Genomic DNA, 16925 nt, shown 5'->3' with positions numbered 1-16925 from the left:
CTACGCTCATCCATGAATCAGTCTAACGGATTATTCTTGTCATTCTGATCGATTTTTGAGATTGATCTACCATGACACTCGATCAGCTTAAAATCTTCGTCGCGGTCGCCGAGCGGCTGCACATGACCAAAGCCGCCGAGGCGATGAACGTCACGCAGTCGGCCGCAAGTGCGGCGATCGCAGCGCTTGAAACCCAGCACGATGTCCGGTTGTTCGATCGCGTTGGCCGCGGCCTGACGCTGACCGATGCCGGCAAGATCTTCCTGCCGGAGGCAAAAGCGGTGCTTGCCCGGGCAGCCGCGGCCACCGCCTGCCTTCGCGATCTCTCCGAGCTTCGCCGTGGCGAACTGTCGATTGCGGCGAGCCAGACGGTTGCGAGCTATTGGCTGCCGTCGCGGCTTGCCCGCTTCACCCACGACTATCCGCAGGTCGACGTGAAGCTCACCGTGCGCAACACGGCGGTCGTCGCCGAGGCCGTGGAGGAAGGGACGGCGCAGCTCGGCTTCGTCGAGGGGCGCGTGGAGGGCGCCAAGCTCGACCATCGCCGCGTCGCCGTCGATCGCATCGCCGTCTATGCCGCGCCTGGCCACGCGTTCGTCGGTGGCGCGGTTAATCTGGAAATGCTGCTTTCTGCGCGCTGGGTGCTGCGCGAGGAAGGCTCCGGCACGCGGGCAATGTTCCTGCAATCGATGAATGATCATGGTGCCGATGTCGATCGGCTCAGGGTCGAGCTTGAGCTGCCTTCGAACGAGGCGGTGCTGACGGCGGTCGAAAGCGGTCCGTTCGTCACAGCCGTTTCCCGGCTTGCCGCACAACCCTTCGTCGATAGCGGCCGGCTGGTGGAGCTGCCGTTCGAACTGGCCGAGCGCAGCTTCGAACTTTTGACGCATCGCGAGAGGCAGTTCAGCCGCGCGGCACGCGCCTTCGTGGAACTGCTTTGAGAGCAGGTCCGTTTCTCTCCTGCGATGGCGGCGAAAGCCTGCCAATGTTTGCGGGATTGCCCGTACAAAGAGGTGACCATGGCGTTCGAAATCGTCGAGAGATCCGCACAGCGTATTTCCGGGTCGTTCTGGGAGGGAACCTTCGTCGAGGCGGCCGATGGCGCCGTGCGCCGGCTGATCGCCGAAATGCAGGGGCATCACCAGCATCTTCATCCCGGCGACCATACGGCATTGGTCGGCATCTCCTGGAACGATCGTCCGGATGGCTTTCGCTATCTCGTCGGCTATGTCTCCGACAAGGCCGAGACGACCGTGCACCCCGGCCATGTCGACCTGCCGGCCATGCGCTTCGTTACGGCCCTGCATCACCCTGACAGCGGCGACGTCTTTGCCCATTACCAGAGAATGTTCGACTGGATCGCGGCCGAAGGCCATGCGATCGATACCGCCTTGCTGCACTATCGCGAGGAGTACGATCCCGGTTTCGTCTCGCTGTCGCTATCCTCGCTCAGGCTGATGGTTCCGATTGGCTGATGCTTCCCATCAGAAAAATTGCTTTGACCATCAATACCGGCGCGGATACTTGCATGAGTGCTTAAATCAGAGGATTTGAGCGCGAAATCAGCGGCAGATCAAAGCGTTACGGCGGCCAGGCGCGCTTCAGCGAGGGCGGCTCATGCTTTCCGCCTGCCGCCGTCATTCCGATAGGCTCACCATGCTCGCCCGTCTGGCTCCCGCCATCTTCGTTCTGCTCTGGTCCACCGGCTGGGTCGTGGCGAAATACGCTGCGGTCTACGCAGATCCGCTGACCTTTCTCGTGTTGCGCTACACGCTGGCGATCGCGCTCTTCATCCTCTTCTGCGTCGTCACCGGCGCGCAGTGGCCGAAGTCCTGGAAAATGGCCGGTCATGCGATCCTGTCCGGCATGTTCCTTCACGGGCTCTATCTCGGGTCGGTCTGGTGGGCGATCGGCGAAGGCGTGCCGGCCGGCATTTCCGGCATCATCGCCGGCCTTCAGCCGCTGATGACCGCGGTTGCCGCAGCCTTCGTCATCGACGAGCGGCTGAGCGTGCAGCAGAAGCTTGGGCTGGTGCTCGGCTTCTTCGGCATTGCTCTTGCCGTCCTGCCGAAGGTGCTGGCGATCGACACGGGTGCGACGCCGATCCGCTTTCTGCCTGTGATCATCAACGTGCTCGGCATGGGTGCCGTCACCTATGGCACGCTCTACCAGAAGCGCCATCTCCAGAGCGGCGACATCCGCACCATCGCAGCGCTGCAATATCTCGGCGCGCTGATCGTGACGATTCCGCTGGCGCTGATGCTGGAAGACCTGCACGTGACCTGGAACCTCCAGGTGGTTCTGGCGCTTGCCTGGTCGGTTCTCGGGCTCTCGATGGGGGCGATCGCGCTGCTGCTTTATCTGATCCGTCGCGGGCAGGTGTCGCGCGCAGCGTCGTTGATCTATCTCGTGCCGCCGCTCGCCGCCGTGCAGGCGTGGCTCTTCTTCGACGAAGCGCTGACGCTGCCGATGGTCATCGGCACCATCATTGCCGTTGCCGGCGTCTATCTGACCAACCGCAAGCAGGCGTGACGCACGACGTGCGAGCGCGTGCAGCGGTTTTGCGATGGCGACAGGCGAACAGCCCAAAACGAAAACGGCGGGCCGAAGCGACCCGCCGTTCATATTTCTAAGTACTACGATGGCTTTGCGTGCCTGATCGGCGCGGCGCGCCTCGGTCAGCCCTGGTGGCCGCGATTGCCGCCATTGCCCCGACGCTGGCCCTGGCCGCCTTCGCGACGCTCGCCACCACCACGGTTTTCGTTGCGGCCGCCCTGGTTGCGGTCACGACGGTCGCCCTGCTTCTGGCCGGGACGTCCGTGGTGCTTCTTGCCTTCGTGGTTGCGGTTGCCTTCGCCACGGCCGTCGGTCTGCGGATGGCCGTGATCGCGGCGCTCCTGGCGCTGCGGGCGGCGCTCGTCGCGCAAAAGGTCATCGCCGGTAAAGCCGCTGGTGGCTGCAACCGGCTCGCCGGCCGGGCGCTCGCGACGCGGCGGACGGCCGCCGTTCTGGTGATGACCGCCGCCATTGCCCTTGCGGTGGCCGGCGCCGTTGTTGCCTCGGCCGCCGCGGCCCTTGGCCGGACGCGCCTGGTCGGCGGGAGCCTCGCCGCTGGCAACGGCAATGTTGATGCCCATCAGCTTCTCGATATCGCGCAGCAGGCGGATTTCGTCCGGCGCGCAGAAGGCGATGGCGATGCCGTCGCGGCCGGCGCGCGCGGTGCGGCCGATGCGGTGAACATAGGCATCCGGCACTTCCGGCAGGTCGTAGTTGTAAACGTGGGTAACGCCGGGGATATCGATGCCGCGGGCGGCGACGTCGGTCGCGACCAGCACACGGATCTCGCCGTCACGGAAGGCCTTGAGCGCGCGCTCGCGCTGGCCCTGGCTCTTGTTGCCGTGGATCGAGGCGGCCTTGAAGCCGACGTGGTCGAGATGCTTCATCAGCTTCTCGGCGCCGTGCTTGGTGCGGCTGAAGATCAGCGACAGGCCGTCCGGGTTCTCTGTCAGCGTCTTCTTGAGGATGGTCGTCTTCAGGTCCTTGCCGGGAACGAAGTGAACGTATTGTTCGACCTTGTCGGCAGCCTTGCCCGGAGGCGTGACTTCGACCTTGACCGGGTTGGTCAGGTACTCGCCAGCAAGCTCGGCGATCTGCTTCGGCATGGTGGCCGAGAAGAGCAGCGTCTGGCGGTTCTTCGGCACCAGCTTGGAGATCTTGCGCAGGTCGTGGATGAAGCCGAGGTCGAGCATCTGGTCGGCTTCGTCGAGCACCAGGTAGCGGCCCTGCGTCAGCGTCACCGCCTTACGGGCGACGAGGTCGAGCAGGCGGCCCGGCGTTGCGACCAGGATGTCGACGCCGCGGGCGAGTTGTTCGGTCTGCTTGTTGATCGAGACGCCGCCGACGACGACGCCGATCTTCAGCGGCGACTTCTTGACGAACAGCTTGAGGTTGGCGGCGATCTGGTTGACCAGTTCGCGGGTCGGCGCCAGAACCAGGGCGCGAATGTTGCGCGGATCGGGGCGCTTGCCTTCGGCAACGAGCTTCTCGATCATCGGCAGGCCGAAGGCGGCCGTCTTGCCGGTGCCGGTCTGGGCGAGACCGATGAGATCGTTGCCCTTCAGCACCAGCGGGATCGCCTGAGCCTGGATCGGGGTCGGCTTTTCGAAGCCGTTGGCAGACAAGGTTTCCAGAATGTGCTCGGAGAGGCCGAGATCTTTAAAGGTGGACAAATGCATATACCTTTTGGGGGCGCCAAACGCATTCGCCGGAACCGCGTTCTTGCTGTTCCGGTGTCGTTCGGCGTCAAGAACCCCGCGTGAATTGGGAACTTGTGGGTTGAATTAAGTCGTCAAGCGCCTGTGCTGTGCCGCCTATTGCGGTGATATGTGCGCTATCCTTCTTCACGGCTTTCTATGTCTGCCGAGGGCGCGCTCACGCGGCGGCCGGAAGGTGACGCTGGGCACCATGTCGTTGGTTTGGACGAAAAAGTCAAGGTCCATCTTTTCGCAGGTGCGAAATGAGATCTACTCAAGCGCGAGATCGAAGCCCGCTTCCGCCGCTTCCTGGCCGTTGACGAGGATGACGATCCGGTGGGTGCCGGGGTAATAACGGCGGGTGGTGATCGGCCGGATCGCATGGCGTTTCTCGATCTCGATCGAGGCGCCGGGGGCAAGCGTCGCCGACGTCCACTTGAACACCTTCGGCGAGGTTGCGCCGTTTGCCTTGCGGTGGTGCACGGCGTAGTCGATCATCACTTTCTGGCTCGTCTCGGCGTCATGGCTGACGGCCAGACGCAGGCCGAGGCTTTCGCCGAGCACGATGTCCGAACGATCGAGCGAAAAGCGGGCATTGATGCCGGCCGGGGGCGCAAAACCGAAATTGCCGAGCGCGTCCACGTGGCCCTGCTTCAAAAGCGTGCGTGAGGCGTGGCGGAGAAGCTGGCGGCGCTCCGGCGATGCGTCGCCGATATGTTCGGCGACGAAAGCGGCCACCAGGTCCGGATGGTCCTTGGCGATGTCGTTGAGGCTGTTGGCAACCGAGCGGCGCACATAGTCCTCGGGGTCGTCGAGGAGGGCGGTCAGGATCGGCAGGATCGGCTGCGGATCGCGAATGAGCTGCGGCAGCCGCATCGCCCAGGGCAGGCGCGGGCGGGTGCCTTCGCTCGCCAATCGACGGACGTGATGGTTGGGGTCCTTCGTCCAGCCGCGGATCGTCGCAAGGGCGCGCTCCTGGTCGCGATCGATGAAGACGCGGATGCCGAACTCGGCTGTGAAATGCGGCGTCAGCGCGCGCAGCAGCGATAGCGAAAGGTCGAAGTCGTCGAGGCCGCGCAAGGCGACGTATTGGCTGACGGGCAGTAGCGACCAGCCGCTGATGCCCTCGGCGTCGTCACGGGGAAGGCAGGCGTCGAGGATGGCGGCAGCCTCCGGAAATGCCTGCGGCAGCGTCTCGACCAGCGCGTCGCGGATCTGCAGCGAGCGCTGCATCAGCTCCAGCGCCTCCAGGCCGTCGCCCGCAAGCGCCATGAACTTCCTGCGATCGAAGGTTCCCGCATTATGTCCGAGCGCATCGGCGATGGCGACGACGACACCGGGGTGCAGCAGGTTCTTCAGTGGTTCGGCCATCGCGCGGCAGTCCTTTGTTCGTCTCGTTCCGGGCCGGTCAGATCCTCTGGCCGCCGCTAAAATGCTGCACCAGCATTACCGCGCTGATGGTCGCTGCGTAAGGTGCGAACTCAGGGTCGACCCGGACGCGCTCGCCGGCCGATTTCGCAGCCTCCAGCGTTTCCCATTCGACCAGGTCGGCGAACATGCCCGAAGTCTCACAGGAATCGACCGCGCGCCAGGAGACGAAGCCCGGATAGCGTGAAACCGCCTGCATGGCGCGCTGGCGCGTGGCCGTCGCGGCCGGCCTGTCGGTGACGATGCAGACGGCAAGTTCGAGGATGTGATCGCTGGTCATGAGATGCTCCCTGTGAGTTGCCGCTTGATTTAACACAGGACAACTGACAGCCTTATGGCCATTACCGACGGAGCCGTGCTTGTGGACAGACAAGGCGCGCGGTAGCCCTTTGATACGTCAACGGCGTCTTGCCGTTGGGAGGCCAGACATGAGACCCGCCGACCGGCTGTTTCGCATCATCCAGCTCCTGCGCGCGAGCGGCCGGGTGATGACGGCGCGCGAGATCGCCGAGAAGATGGAGGTCGCCCAGCGAACCATCTATCGCGACATGGAGCACCTGATCGCCTCAGGCGCGCCGATCGACGGCGAACGCGGCGTCGGCTATCTCCTGCGCGGCGCCTTCGATGCGCCGCCGCTTGCCTTTACCTTCGAGCAGTTGGAAGCGCTCGCCTTCGGCGCGCGGGCCGTGCAGATGCTCGGCGACGAAAGGCTCGCCCAGGCGGCGCGCGAGGCGATGGAGAAAATCGCCCATGGTCTGCCGCCCGAACATCGACAGCGGCTGACGGCAGCACCGCTTCGCGCCTTCCGCTCGTCGCTACAGCCGGAACCGCCGGCGCTGCTCGGCGAGATCCGCCTGGCGATCGCCGGGCGCCGCAAGCTTCGCCTGGTCTATGACAGCCTCAAGGACGAACATTCCGAGCGCATCATCTGGCCGCTCGGTCTCAGCGTCTTCGGGCATTTCTGGCTGCTGACGGGCTGGTGCGAACTGAGGTCGGATTTCCGCGATTTCCGGGTCGACAGGATCAGCGCGCTTCACGTCCAGCGCGAACGCTACGAGGTGATGCCGGAGCGCAGCTTCGAAGCCTATATCGCGCGGATGTGATCGGCGCACCCGGCCAAACAATCAGCATCGTCGCCACCTTTCGATGGAACCGGATCGCCCCTCGTTCGTTTCCTTTACAGGGTCTTCATGACCCTTCGCGATCCACACCTTTCACTGGGAGACAATCGTGCAGAACCGGACTTGGATACTGGCCGCGGATGGCAACACCGCGCGCATCGTCAAGGGCGTGAACCTGTTGAAGGAAGAGCGCCAGCGGCCGGAGGAGGAGACCTTTCACACCGAACCGAAGCGCGTTCAGGACATCATGGCGGACAAGCCCGGTCGGTCGCATTCGTCCGTCGGACACGGGCGCTCGGCCATGGAATACAAGAGCGATCCCGTTCGTGAGGAGCAGCAGCGCTTTGTTGCTGATGTGGCCGGAAGGCTCGAAAGTTATGCCGCCAACCAGGCCTTCGACAGCCTGGTGATCTGTGCGGCACCCCGGACGCTTGGCGATCTGCGCAAGCAGCTTTCCGCCCATGTCCGCGAACGGACAGTCGCCGAGATCGACCGCAATTGCGTGGCTGCCACCACCGAACAACTGATCGCAACGGCACGGGCCGCAGTGTTCCCTTAAAGCTCGGCCGCAGCCGGGCTTCGTAACGTTTTCCGGTACATCCAAGGCGTCCCGTCAGAAATCGGTCGGGACACCGCCTTCCGTCTTGCGCTTGGCGACGAAGGCATCGAGTTCCTCCTCGATCGCGGGATCGAGCGGCGGGCGCTGATATTCGTTGAGCTTCTGTTTGAAGATCCGGTTGGCATGGTCGTAGGTTGTCGGTCGCCCGGCTTCGGTCCAGGTTTCGAAGTTGCGCCAGTCCGACAGGATCGGTGAATAAAAGGCGGTCTCGTAGCGTTGCAGCGTGTGCAGCGTGCCGAAGTAATGGCCGCCGGGACCGACATCGCGCACGGCGTCGAGCCCGAGCGCATCCTCGCTGACATCGAGCGGGGTCAGGTATTCCGCCACCATCTGCAGCATGTCGACGTCGAGGATGAATTTCTCGAAGGAGGCCGTGAGCCCGCCTTCGGTCCAACCGGCGGCGTGCATGACGAAGTTGCCGCCCCCTTGCGTCAACGCCCAGAGCGACATGGCGGATTCGTAAGCCGCTTGAGCGTCCAGCGTATTGGCGGCGTTGGTGTTCGAGGTGCGGTAGGGGATGTTGTAGCGGCGAGCGAGCTGGCCGCCGGCGACCACCGCCTTCATGTATTCCGGCGTGCCGAAGGCGGGTGCGCCGGTCTTCATGTCGACGTTGGAGGTGAAGCCGCCATACATGACCGGCGCCCCGCGCCGGACCATTTGGGTAAAGGCGATGCCGCAGAGCGCCTCGGCGTTCTGCTGCACCAGCGCACCGGCGATCGTCACCGGGGCCATGGCGCCGGCGAGCGTGAAGGGCGTGACCACGACCACCTGGTTGCGCGAAGACATCTCGATGATGCCCTGCAGCATCGGCCCGTCGAGCCGGAGCGGCGAGGAGGTGTTGATGATGGTGAAGAGCGAGGGCTCGCGTTCCATCTGCTCCATCGAGATGCCGCGGCCGATGCGGGCGATCTCGATGCCGTCGGTGTTGCGCTGCTTGCCGAGCGAATAGACGTGGAACACCTTGTCGGTGAGCTTCACCATGTCGGAGAGGCAATCGAGGTGGCGCACCGAGGCATGGATGTCGACCGGCTCGACCGGATAGCCGCCGGTCGTGTGGACGATGTCATAGGATTGCGCGAGCTTCACGAGCTTGCGGTAGTCCTCCTGGTTGCCGGTGCGGCGGCCGCCGTCGCGGTCGGCGACGAAGGGAGCGCTCGCGATCTGGGCGAAGACGAGATTGTTGCCGCCGATGGCGACATTGCGGGCCGGGTTGCGGGCATGCATGGTGAAGGTTGGCGGTACCGAGGCGATCATGTCCATGATCAGGCCGCGGTCGAAGCGCACCCGGTCGGTGCCGGGTGTCACGTCGGCGCCGGCAGCCTTCATCCGCTCGCGCGCCTCCGGCAGGATGACGTCCATCCCGATCTCTTCGAGGATCGTCAGCGATGCCTCATGTACCGATTCAAGCGCATCATCCGAAAGGACGGTGGATTTCGCCAGCGCATTGACAAGATTGAGATATTTGCCGCCGGGGGATCTGCGCACACGCTCGGCACTGCGCCCGCCCGGGCGGCGTCGGCGCTCCAGCGGAGTCGAGGCTGCGTCGCCGGTTGCTGCATCGGGAAACTGATCGTCGTTCATGAAAGACCCACCGTGTTGCCGATGGGGAGTGTGTCGCAGATTCGAGGCGGCGATGGCCCGCCATTTGCGACAGTTCAGTTCTCTTGTGGAGTAAATCGCTTGCCCTGACGCATTTCTGCAGCTGGATGGCGTAATCGCTCAAGACACGTTTAACGGAGATGAGCGCTAGGCTCGGTCGCCCCGCAGCATCTCTCGCTTGCCGGCAAAACCCTTGCGCTTTTCGACGGCAAAGCCCGCGGCCTGCAAATTGCGGCGGACGAAACCGGCAGCGGCATAGGTGGCGAAACTGCCGCCGGGCGTGGTCTTGTCGAAGACCAGCCGCATCAGATCCTCCGACCACATGTCGGGATTGCGCGACGGCGCAAAGCCGTCGAGGTACCAGGCGTCGAACGGTTGTTCAGCGCGGGCGACGCCCTCGAGTGCCGGACCACAGACGACCGTGAGGCTGACGCCGTCGCCGAAGTCGATCCGGACGTCGCCATCGGGCGCGGCCGGCCAGCGCGAGGCCAGTGCCTGGCGCTCCGTGTCGATCTCCGACCAATGGTCAAGCGCGCGCGAAATCTCTTCTGCGGCCATCGGGAAACGTTCGAAGGACACGAACCGCAGCCGGTCGCCGGCGGTCGCGGTCATCTTCCACTGACGCCAGGTTTCGCAGAAATTGAGGCCGGTGCCGAAGCCGAGTTCGCCGATGCGGAAGGTGCCTGCGCCGACCCAGCGGTCGGGCAGGCCGTTGCCCGATAGGAAGACGTGGCCGCACTCCAGCCGCCCGTCGGTGCGGCAATAAAAGTGATCGCCAAACTCCCGGGAATAGGGCATATCGCCCTCGTGCCAATCAAGGTTCTGGTGCGCCGGGGGCTCGATCGGGTCTGCGGGTCCTGTCATGGCCAAGGCGATAATCCGCCGGCCGGAGAAGGTCAATCGATGAGCGAGCTTTTGGTCGTCGGCGGCGGCATCATGGGGCTGTGGGCCGCGCTTGGCGCCGCGCGCAGGGGCATGACCGTGCGGCTCGTCGAGCAGCAGGCGATCGGCGCTGGCGCCAGCGGTGGCCTTTTGGGCGCGCTCATGCCGCATATGCCCGATCGCTGGAACGACAAGAAGCGGTTCCAGTTCGACGCCCTCGTGACGATCGAAGAAGAGATCGCGGCGCTCGAGGCGGAGACGGGCCTGTCGACCGGCTATCGGCGGACGGGTCGCTTGATCCCGCTGGCCAAGCCTCACCTGCGCGATATCGCCCTTCGGCACGAGCAGGATGCACTGAGCCACTGGCGGGCGGCCGACAGGCAGTTCCACTGGCACGTGAAGGACGAGGGGCCCGAGGGCTGGCCAGGCGCTGAGGCAGCAGCGCACGGCATGGTCTTCGATACGCTCGCCGCGCGCGTCTCGCCGCGTCGCATGCTTGCGGCCCTCCGCACGGCACTCCTGCAGGCACCGAACGTCTATGTGGACGAACGCCGGGGCGTGCGCCGGATCGAGCCGGCGCACGGCCGGGCGGAGCTCGACGACGGCACCCGGATCGGTTTTGAGCATTGCATCATCGCCGCCGGTGTCGGCAGCTTTCAATTGATCGACGACGTGTCAGCGCCGCTGGCGGAAACGAGCGGCACGGCGGTCAAGGGCCAGGCGGCACTGCTGCGGGCGGAGATCGACCCGGCGCTTCCTGTCATCTTCGCCGACGGCGTCTACGTCATCGCCCATGACGACGGCCATGTGGCGGTCGGCAGCACCAGCGAAAACAGTTTTGCCGATCCCCTGTCGACGGACGCCCAGCTGGATGAACTGCTTCGGCGCGCCGTGGCGCTTGCGCCGCGCCTGGCGGATGCCGAGGTGGTGGAGCGATGGGCGGGGTTGCGCCCGAAATCAACGGGGCGCGAGCCGATGGCTGGCCGGCATCCGGACCATTCGAATGTCTCGGTCCTGACCGGCGGCTTCAAGGTGAGCTTCGGCATCGCCCACCGGCTGGCGCGTTTCGTCGTCGACGAGATCGCCGGTTCTCCGACGATCGGTATTCCCGATTCCTTCTTCTGCCGGAATCACATAGCCGCACTTCGCGACAAAAGCCTTTAGCCCCGGACATGCGAAAGGCCCCGCCGGCGGCGGGACCCGAAAGATCGAAAGTCAGGCATTACATCCAGTAGGGCGGCACGCCGTAGTAGTCGTAGACACGGCGACCGTTTTCCGCGTTCCAATCGTATTCATCGGTGCCGTGATATTTCGGCGCGTTTTCGACCTGATCGCGAGTCACATCAGTGCGATAGCCGCCCAGCTTCTCGTCATAGGTCAGCTTTGCCCAGGGCAGCGGATAATGGTCTTCGCCGAGGCCGAGAAAGCCGCCGAAGCCGAGCACCGCATAGGCGACGCGCCCGCTGCGCTTCTCGATGATCACGCGCTCGATCGAGCCGATGTGTTTTTCGTCGGGGCCGTAGACCCTCGTGCCTTCAACCTTGTCGCTCGCGATCAGGTCGTGGGTCTCCTTGATCCGGGCGTCCTGAAGGTTAGCATTGTGATAGGTCACGTTTCGTCTCCATCCTTGTTTTCCTACCATTGGGGAACGAGCGATCGGCCGGATGGTTCCGAAAAACCAACGGCGACGTTCGGTCCGGCGCTGCGCTCATCCCCGGCTAACTTCGTCAATCTGTCACGCAAATCACCTAAGACGCGGCCATTGGACAAGTCGGGGTGAGGGCGGAAAACCGCATGCTTTTGCTCATCCCGCGCTGAGGGATACCCGGAGCCAGCCGATGCGCTATGCCATTTGTTTTACGCCGCCGATGGCCGATCCGCTTTCCGCGACCGCTGCAAGCTGGCTGGGGCGCAACGTCTATTCCGGCGACCCCACAGAATTGCCGTCGGTCGCGGGCTTGAGCGCCGCGGATGTCGCCTATCACACGGCGGTTCCCCGCCGCTTCGGCTTTCACGCGGTAATGATGTCGCCGTTCCGCCTGCATCCTGATATGACGGAAACGAAGCTTCTGAAGGCGCTGATGCATTTTGCCGGCGCCCAGACCCCGTTCGAAATCGATCGCCTGGAGGTTGCCCGCATCGGTCGATGCTTCGGGCTGATGCCGCAGGTGCCGAGTACGGCCATGCATCTGCTTGCGGCCAACGTCGTCCAGGAGTTCGATGCCTTCCGCGCGCCGCTCAGCGAAGACGAGATCGAGCGTTCCGATCCGGACCGGCTGACCGCGCCGCAGTTTTCCAACCTGTACCGTTGGGGCGATCCGCATGTGATGGACGAATACCGCTTCCACATGATGCTGACCGGCCCGCTTGCACCAGACGCGATGCGGCGGGTCGAGGCGCCACTTCGTGATCTCTTCGAGCCCTGCCTATCAAAACCGCTTTCGATCGGCAGCCTTGCGCTGTTTGTCGAGCAGGAGACGGGCGCACCCATGCGGGTGCATTCGCAGCACCCGCTCGGCAAGATCTCTATGAACACGCGCGCAGAGCGGGCGAAGCGCGCCGCCGCCGATCCGTCGCTGGCGCCGCAAGGCGCGGTCCGGCCGCTGCCGCTGATCGTGGCGGCGCTGATGGCACAGCGCTAACCGGAAACGCACGCGGGCTGATCTGCAAACAGCAGCGCTTTCGGATAGGGCAGACCGAGGGGCGGCATGTCCGCCGGCGCGAAGTAGCGCAGCGACTTCGTTTCGCCATCGGTGATCGGCTGCTGGGAACCGACGATCCGGCATCGATAGAGGGTAACCACATATTCGACGTGGTCGCCGTTCGGGTAGGTGTAGCGAAACGCTTCTCCGCCGAAGACGCCCAGTATCCGCTCAACCGAGACCGGATAGCCGGTTTCCTCCATGATCTCGCGAACGATCGCATCTACAGGCGCTTCGCCCGGTTCGATGGCGCCGGCCGGCAGGCTCCAACCTTCGCCGCTTGCTTTCTCCTGCAACAGGATCCGGCCATCGGGATCGAGAATGGAGGCCGCCACCGACGGGCAGAGAAGCAGGCCGGAACCGACTTTTTCGCGAAGCGCTTGAATGTAGGATTTCATCTCGATCAGAGCCGTTGTCCTTGCCAATCCATTCAACGCCGTTTCCAAAAATCTCTCAAGCTCGGGCTCAGCGGAATTTTTCTGGTGATTTCCGTCAGGGCCACGGTGCTGCCGCTGCCCCGCTTCCCGTCATTTCGGTATCGACAATCCGGTCGGCGGTGATACCGTTCCTAAAAATTCGAAGGGTGATTTGATGTCTGAGACTAAGTATCCGCGCGACCTCGTTGGCTACGGCCGCAATCCGCCGAAGGCAAACTGGCCGGGCGATGCGCGCATCGCCGTGCAGTTCGTGCTGAACTACGAAGAGGGCGGCGAAAGCTGCATTCTCGATGGCGACCCGGCGTCCGAATGCCTGCTGTCGGAGATCGTCGGCGCACAGCCCTGGGCTGGTCAGCGCAACCTCAACATGGAATCGATCTACGAATATGGCGCCCGTTCCGGCTTCTGGCGGCTGTGGCGCATGTTCACCAGCCGTAACGTGCCGCTGACCGTCTATGGCGTGACGCAGGCCATGGCGCGCAATCCGGAAGCGGTTGAGGCCATGAAGGAAGCCGGCTGGGAAATCGCCAGCCACGGTCTGCGCTGGCTGGAATACAAGGACGTGCCGGAAGAGGTCGAGCGCGAGCATATCCGCGAGGTCGTCCGCCTGCACGCCGAACTCACCGGCGAGCGCCCGCTCGGCATCTACCAGGGCAAGCCTTCGGCCAATACGCTGAAGCTGGTGCTGGAGGAGGGCGGCTTCCTCTACTCCTGCGACAGCTATGCCGACGAGCTACCCTACTGGGTGCCGGGTCTTTCGCCCGACAAGCCGCACCTGATCATTCCCTATACGCTCGATGCCAACGACATGCGCTTTGCGACGCCACAAGGCTTCAACAGCGGCGACCAGTTCTTCAGCTATCTCAAGGACACCTTCGACGTGCTCTACGAGGAAGGTCGCCAGGGCGACGCCAAGATGATGAACATCGGGCTTCACTGCCGTCTCGTCGGCCGCCCGGGCCGCGCCGCCGCTCTTGCCCGTTTCATCGACTACGTGATGTCGCACGACAAGGTCTGGGTGCCGCGTCGTATCGACATCGCCAACCACTGGTACCAGCACCACAAGCCGGAAGGGGCGCTCTGATGACCGACCGTGATGCCTTCGTTGCCCGTTTCGGTGGCGTGTTCGAGCACTCGCCCTGGGTTGCCGAACGCGCCTACGACCGAGCCGCGGCGACCGGGCTGACGGCGGGCACGGTGCATTCGGCGCTCTGCCAGGCCTTTCGCACGGCGTTGCCGCGCGAGAAGATGCAGGTGCTACGGGCGCACCCCGATCTTGCCGGCAAGCTGGCGATCGCCGGCAAGCTGACGGCGGACTCGACGGCGGAACAGGCATCCGCTGGCCTCGACCGGTTGACGCCAGAGGAGCATCAGCGCTTCACCGGGCTCAATGACGTCTACACGAAGAAATTCGGCTTCCCCTTCATCATTGCGGTGAAGGGGCTGACCAAGGCGCAAATTCTTGCCTCCTTCGAAAGCCGCATTGACAATTCGCCCGAAGAGGAATTTGAAACCGCTTGCGCACAGGTCGAGAAAATCGCCCGCCTGCGCCTGCAGTCGATGCTTCCTGGAGACGAAAATGCCTGACAAAACCGTTCGATGCCTGTCCCCGCTCATGAGGAGGGCCCTCGAACTGGATCGGACATCCGCAAGCGCCAAGTCTTCTTGCGAGGTCTCCGCATAATGTCGCGCCTGCTTACGATCGAACCGCTGACACGCGACGCCTTCGCCCCGTTCGGAACCGTCATCGAAGCCGATCCGGCAACGATGCGCTACATCAACGGCGGCAATACCGAACGTTTCCACGGGTTGGCGCGCGCCGATGTCGTCGGCGACGGCGCCAACGTCATCATCAACATTTTTCGCGGCCAACCGCGGGCTTTCCCCTATTCGGTGACGATGATGGAACGGCACCCGCTTGGCAGCCAGAGCTTTTCGCCGCTCGACGACCGTCCCTGGCTGGTCATCGTCGCTGAAGACGAAGGCGGTCGTCCGGGTGCGCCGCGGGTGTTTCAGGCCAATGGCCGACAGGGCGTCAACTACGGCCGCAATGTCTGGCATCACCCGCTGATGTCCATCGGCGCCGTCAGCGATTTCCTCATCGTCGATCGGGAAGGGCCGGGCAACAATCTCGAGGAGTTCTTCTATGAGGAACCCTTCGTCATAGAGAGCGGGTTCTTTCGTCCGCTTCTCGTACCCGTTTATGAAGGAGGATGAGATGAGCAGCACCGGCCGCCTGACGACCCATGTTCTCGACACCGCATTCGGCAAGCCGGCCGAGGGTCTCCGCATCGATCTCTATTGGCTGGAAGGCGAGGAGCGGCAGCTGATCCGCACCGTCCACACCAACAGCGACGGCCGCGTCGACGGGCCCATGGTCGAAGGCGTCGGCTTCATGGCTGGCAATTACGAGCTGGTGTTCCATGCGGGCGACTATTTGCGCCGGTCAGGTGTGACACTGCCGGAGCCGGCCTTCCTTGACCGCATCCCCTTGCGCTTCGGCATCGCCGATCCGGCGAGCCACTACCACGTGCCGCTGCTGCTCTCGCCCTATGGGTACTCGACCTACCGGGGGAGCTGAGGTGTCCACCAGACGCCACATGCCTTAAGGCGCTGGACCTCTCAAAGGGTCATCCTCGGGCTTGACCCGAGGATCCATACGTCACCTGCGGCTTTGGATGCTCGGGTCGAGCCCGAGCATGACAAGAGAGTGGGAGATGCGCCGTCTCACTCCGCCAGGATGCTGCGATCGACGTCGTTGATGTCGCGCTTGCCGCATAGGGCCATGGTGATGTCCATCTCCTTGCGGATGATTTCGAGCGCCTTGGTCACACCCTCCTTGCCCATGGCGCCGAGGCCATAGAGGAACGGGCGGCCGATATAGGTGCCCTTGGCGCCCATGGCGACAGCCTTCAGCACGTCCTGGCCAGAGCGGATGCCGCCATCGACATGCACCTCGATCTGGTGGCCGACAGCATCGACGATGCGCGGCAGCATGCTGATCGAGGAGTGGGCGCCGTCGAGCTGCCGGCCGCCATGGTTGGAGACGATGATGGCATCGGCGCCGGTGGCGGCTGCCATCTTGGCGTCTTCCGGATCGAGGATGCCCTTGAGAATCAGCGGTCCGCCCCAGCGTTCCTTGATCCAGGCGACGTCCTTCCAGGAAAGTTGCGGGTCGAACTGTTCCGCCGTCCAGGCGCCGAGCGAGGAGAGGTCGGTGACACTTTTGGCGTGGCCGACGATGTTGCGGAAAGTGCGGCGCTTGGTGCCGAGCATCTTCATGCACCAGCCGGGACGTGTGGCCATCTGCCAGAGGTGCTTCGGCGTCATCTTGGGCGGTGCCGAGAGGCCGTTGCGCAGGTCCTTGTGGCGCTGGCCGAGGATCTGCAGGTCGAGCGTCAGCACCAGCGCCGAGCACTTCGCCGCCTTGGCGCGGTCGATGAGGTTGAGCACGAAGTCGCGTTCGCGCATGACGTAGAGCTGGAACCAGAAGGGTTTTGTCGTGACTGAGGCGACGTCCTCGATCGAGCAGATGCTCATGGTCGAGAGCGTGAAGGGCACGCCGAAGGCTTCCGCCGCCTGGGCGGCCAGCATCTCGCCGTCGGCGTGCTGCATGCCGGTGAGGCCGGTCGGGGCGAGCGCCACGGGCATCGACACCTTCTGGCCGATCATCGTCGTTTCGAGCGAGCGGTTGGTCATATCGACCAGCACGCGCTGGCGCAGCTTTACCTTGGCGAAATCCTCCTCGTTGGCGCGATAGGTGCCCTCGGTCCAGGCGCCGCTGTCGGCGTAGTCGAAGAAGAGTTTTGGCACCCGGCGCTTGGCGAGCGCCTTGAGATCGCTGATTTCGAGGATTTGCGTCATGGGAACGGCCTTCGTCCAAC

At 64.0% G+C, this 16925-nt stretch carries 19 protein-coding genes; 11 read left to right on the top strand and 8 right to left on the bottom strand.

Annotation, left to right across the window (positions count from 1 at the left end):
• Positions 1–71: 71 nt before the first annotated feature.
• The 3 genes from IB267_RS07175 to IB267_RS07165 all read left to right on the top strand — a co-directional run bounded on the left by IB267_RS07175 (position 72) and on the right by IB267_RS07165 (position 2532).
• Positions 72–941, top strand: a complete 870-nt coding sequence (locus IB267_RS07175; RefSeq protein ID WP_192446983.1) for a LysR family transcriptional regulator — start codon at positions 72–74, stop codon at positions 939–941.
• Between the two features lie 78 nt (positions 942–1019).
• Positions 1020–1475: a GyrI-like domain-containing protein gene (locus IB267_RS07170; RefSeq protein WP_246764962.1), complete on the top strand. Its 456-nt coding sequence runs from the start codon at positions 1020–1022 to the stop codon at positions 1473–1475.
• A 181-nt stretch (positions 1476–1656) separates the two neighbouring features.
• A complete protein-coding gene (locus IB267_RS07165) occupies positions 1657–2532 on the top strand; it encodes a DMT family transporter (RefSeq protein ID WP_192446981.1) in 876 nt (291 codons plus the stop codon).
• A gap of 146 nt (positions 2533–2678) precedes the next feature.
• Here IB267_RS07165 and IB267_RS07160 read toward each other — a convergent pair whose 3' ends face one another.
• The 3 genes from IB267_RS07160 to IB267_RS07150 form a co-directional block, all read right to left on the bottom strand.
• Positions 2679–4229, bottom strand: coding sequence for a DEAD/DEAH box helicase (locus IB267_RS07160; protein WP_192446980.1), 1551 nt, complete (start codon positions 4227–4229; stop codon positions 2679–2681).
• A 294-nt stretch (positions 4230–4523) separates the two neighbouring features.
• A complete protein-coding gene (locus IB267_RS07155) occupies positions 4524–5624 on the bottom strand; it encodes a DNA alkylation repair protein (RefSeq protein ID WP_192446979.1) in 1101 nt (366 codons plus the stop codon).
• A 37-nt stretch (positions 5625–5661) separates the two neighbouring features.
• Positions 5662–5961, bottom strand: a complete 300-nt coding sequence (locus IB267_RS07150) for a hypothetical protein (RefSeq protein WP_043623699.1) — start codon at positions 5959–5961, stop codon at positions 5662–5664.
• A gap of 148 nt (positions 5962–6109) precedes the next feature.
• Between IB267_RS07150 and IB267_RS07145 the strand changes: the two genes are divergently transcribed.
• Together IB267_RS07145 and IB267_RS07140 are read left to right on the top strand one after the other, a co-directional pair.
• Positions 6110–6784 (top strand): YafY family protein, encoded by a 675-nt coding sequence (locus tag IB267_RS07145; protein ID WP_192446978.1) that lies wholly within the window; start codon positions 6110–6112, stop codon positions 6782–6784.
• A 127-nt stretch (positions 6785–6911) separates the two neighbouring features.
• Positions 6912–7361, top strand: coding sequence for a host attachment protein (locus tag IB267_RS07140; RefSeq protein ID WP_043623693.1), 450 nt, complete (start codon positions 6912–6914; stop codon positions 7359–7361).
• 54 nt (positions 7362–7415) lie between these two features.
• Here the strand turns inward: IB267_RS07140 and IB267_RS07135 are convergent, their stop codons facing one another.
• Together IB267_RS07135 and mnmD are read right to left on the bottom strand one after the other, a co-directional pair.
• Positions 7416–9002 (bottom strand): trimethylamine methyltransferase family protein, encoded by a 1587-nt coding sequence (locus IB267_RS07135; RefSeq protein WP_192446977.1) that lies wholly within the window; start codon positions 9000–9002, stop codon positions 7416–7418.
• A 165-nt stretch (positions 9003–9167) separates the two neighbouring features.
• Positions 9168–9884 (bottom strand): tRNA (5-methylaminomethyl-2-thiouridine)(34)-methyltransferase MnmD, encoded by a 717-nt coding sequence (gene mnmD, locus IB267_RS07130; RefSeq protein ID WP_192446976.1) that lies wholly within the window; start codon positions 9882–9884, stop codon positions 9168–9170.
• A 39-nt stretch (positions 9885–9923) separates the two neighbouring features.
• Here mnmD and IB267_RS07125 point away from each other — a divergent pair, with 39 nt between their 5' ends.
• A complete protein-coding gene (locus IB267_RS07125) occupies positions 9924–11066 on the top strand; it encodes an FAD-binding oxidoreductase (protein WP_192446975.1) in 1143 nt (380 codons plus the stop codon).
• A 58-nt stretch (positions 11067–11124) separates the two neighbouring features.
• On the opposite strand, the gene IB267_RS07120 is transcribed toward IB267_RS07125, so the two are convergent.
• Positions 11125–11514 (bottom strand): PRC-barrel domain-containing protein, encoded by a 390-nt coding sequence (locus tag IB267_RS07120; protein WP_246764963.1) that lies wholly within the window; start codon positions 11512–11514, stop codon positions 11125–11127.
• A 226-nt stretch (positions 11515–11740) separates the two neighbouring features.
• Here IB267_RS07120 and IB267_RS07115 point away from each other — a divergent pair, with 226 nt between their 5' ends.
• Positions 11741–12544, top strand: coding sequence for a DUF1045 domain-containing protein (locus IB267_RS07115; protein ID WP_192446973.1), 804 nt, complete (start codon positions 11741–11743; stop codon positions 12542–12544).
• Here the strand turns inward: IB267_RS07115 and IB267_RS07110 are convergent.
• Entirely contained in the window at positions 12541–13038 is a 498-nt protein-coding gene (locus IB267_RS07110) for an NUDIX domain-containing protein (protein ID WP_246810559.1), read from the bottom strand. The genes IB267_RS07115 and IB267_RS07110 overlap by 4 nt on opposite strands.
• Positions 13039–13195: 157 nt before the next feature.
• Here IB267_RS07110 and puuE point away from each other — a divergent pair, with 157 nt between their 5' ends.
• The 4 genes from puuE to uraH all read left to right on the top strand — a co-directional run bounded on the left by puuE (position 13196) and on the right by uraH (position 15622).
• Positions 13196–14125: an allantoinase PuuE gene (gene puuE, locus IB267_RS07105; RefSeq protein WP_192446972.1), complete on the top strand. Its 930-nt coding sequence runs from the start codon at positions 13196–13198 to the stop codon at positions 14123–14125.
• A complete protein-coding gene (gene uraD, locus IB267_RS07100) occupies positions 14125–14628 on the top strand; it encodes a 2-oxo-4-hydroxy-4-carboxy-5-ureidoimidazoline decarboxylase (protein WP_043623675.1) in 504 nt (167 codons plus the stop codon). Before puuE ends, uraD begins: the two co-directional genes overlap by 1 nt.
• A 96-nt stretch (positions 14629–14724) precedes the next feature.
• Positions 14725–15258 carry an ureidoglycolate lyase gene (locus IB267_RS07095; protein ID WP_192446971.1) on the top strand — a complete coding sequence of 178 codons (534 nt, stop codon included), beginning with the start codon at positions 14725–14727 and terminating at the stop codon, positions 15256–15258.
• A gap of 1 nt (position 15259) precedes the next feature.
• On the top strand, positions 15260–15622 hold the full coding sequence (gene uraH / locus IB267_RS07090) for a hydroxyisourate hydrolase (protein ID WP_192446970.1): 363 nt from the start codon (positions 15260–15262) through the stop codon (positions 15620–15622).
• A 146-nt stretch (positions 15623–15768) separates the two neighbouring features.
• Here uraH and IB267_RS07085 read toward each other — a convergent pair whose 3' ends face one another.
• A complete protein-coding gene (locus IB267_RS07085; RefSeq protein ID WP_192446969.1) occupies positions 15769–16905 on the bottom strand; it encodes an alpha-hydroxy acid oxidase in 1137 nt (378 codons plus the stop codon).
• Between the last annotated feature and the right edge of the window lie 20 nt (positions 16906–16925).

Origin of the sequence: Ensifer sp. ENS09, assembly GCF_014852425.1 — a bacterium.
In the GTDB taxonomy this organism is placed as follows: domain Bacteria; phylum Pseudomonadota; class Alphaproteobacteria; order Rhizobiales; family Rhizobiaceae; genus Ensifer.
This window is presented reverse-complemented; position numbering and strand designations above follow the sequence as displayed.

Excerpts from the sequence above, each read along its gene's own strand:
- IB267_RS07165 (WP_192446981.1), top strand. The coding sequence starts at position 1,657 with ATGCTCGCCCGTCTGGCTCCCGCCATCTTCGTTCTGCTCTGGTCCACC.
- IB267_RS07115 (WP_192446973.1), top strand. The coding sequence starts at position 11,741 with ATGCGCTATGCCATTTGTTTTACGCCGCCGATGGCCGATCCGCTTTCC.
- IB267_RS07125 (WP_192446975.1), top strand. The coding sequence starts at position 9,924 with ATGAGCGAGCTTTTGGTCGTCGGCGGCGGCATCATGGGGCTGTGGGCC.
- IB267_RS07095 (WP_192446971.1), top strand. The coding sequence starts at position 14,725 with ATGTCGCGCCTGCTTACGATCGAACCGCTGACACGCGACGCCTTCGCC.
- puuE (WP_192446972.1), top strand. The coding sequence starts at position 13,196 with ATGTCTGAGACTAAGTATCCGCGCGACCTCGTTGGCTACGGCCGCAAT.
- IB267_RS07145 (WP_192446978.1), top strand. The coding sequence starts at position 6,110 with ATGAGACCCGCCGACCGGCTGTTTCGCATCATCCAGCTCCTGCGCGCG.
- IB267_RS07170 (WP_246764962.1), top strand. The coding sequence starts at position 1,020 with ATGGCGTTCGAAATCGTCGAGAGATCCGCACAGCGTATTTCCGGGTCG.
- uraD (WP_043623675.1), top strand. The coding sequence starts at position 14,125 with ATGACCGACCGTGATGCCTTCGTTGCCCGTTTCGGTGGCGTGTTCGAG.
- mnmD (WP_192446976.1), bottom strand. The coding sequence starts at position 9,884 with ATGACAGGACCCGCAGACCCGATCGAGCCCCCGGCGCACCAGAACCTT.
- IB267_RS07135 (WP_192446977.1), bottom strand. The coding sequence starts at position 9,002 with ATGAACGACGATCAGTTTCCCGATGCAGCAACCGGCGACGCAGCCTCG.
- IB267_RS07085 (WP_192446969.1), bottom strand. The coding sequence starts at position 16,905 with ATGACGCAAATCCTCGAAATCAGCGATCTCAAGGCGCTCGCCAAGCGC.
- IB267_RS07155 (WP_192446979.1), bottom strand. The coding sequence starts at position 5,624 with ATGGCCGAACCACTGAAGAACCTGCTGCACCCCGGTGTCGTCGTCGCC.
- IB267_RS07150 (WP_043623699.1), bottom strand. The coding sequence starts at position 5,961 with ATGACCAGCGATCACATCCTCGAACTTGCCGTCTGCATCGTCACCGAC.
- uraH (WP_192446970.1), top strand. The coding sequence starts at position 15,260 with ATGAGCAGCACCGGCCGCCTGACGACCCATGTTCTCGACACCGCATTC.
- IB267_RS07175 (WP_192446983.1), top strand. The coding sequence starts at position 72 with ATGACACTCGATCAGCTTAAAATCTTCGTCGCGGTCGCCGAGCGGCTG.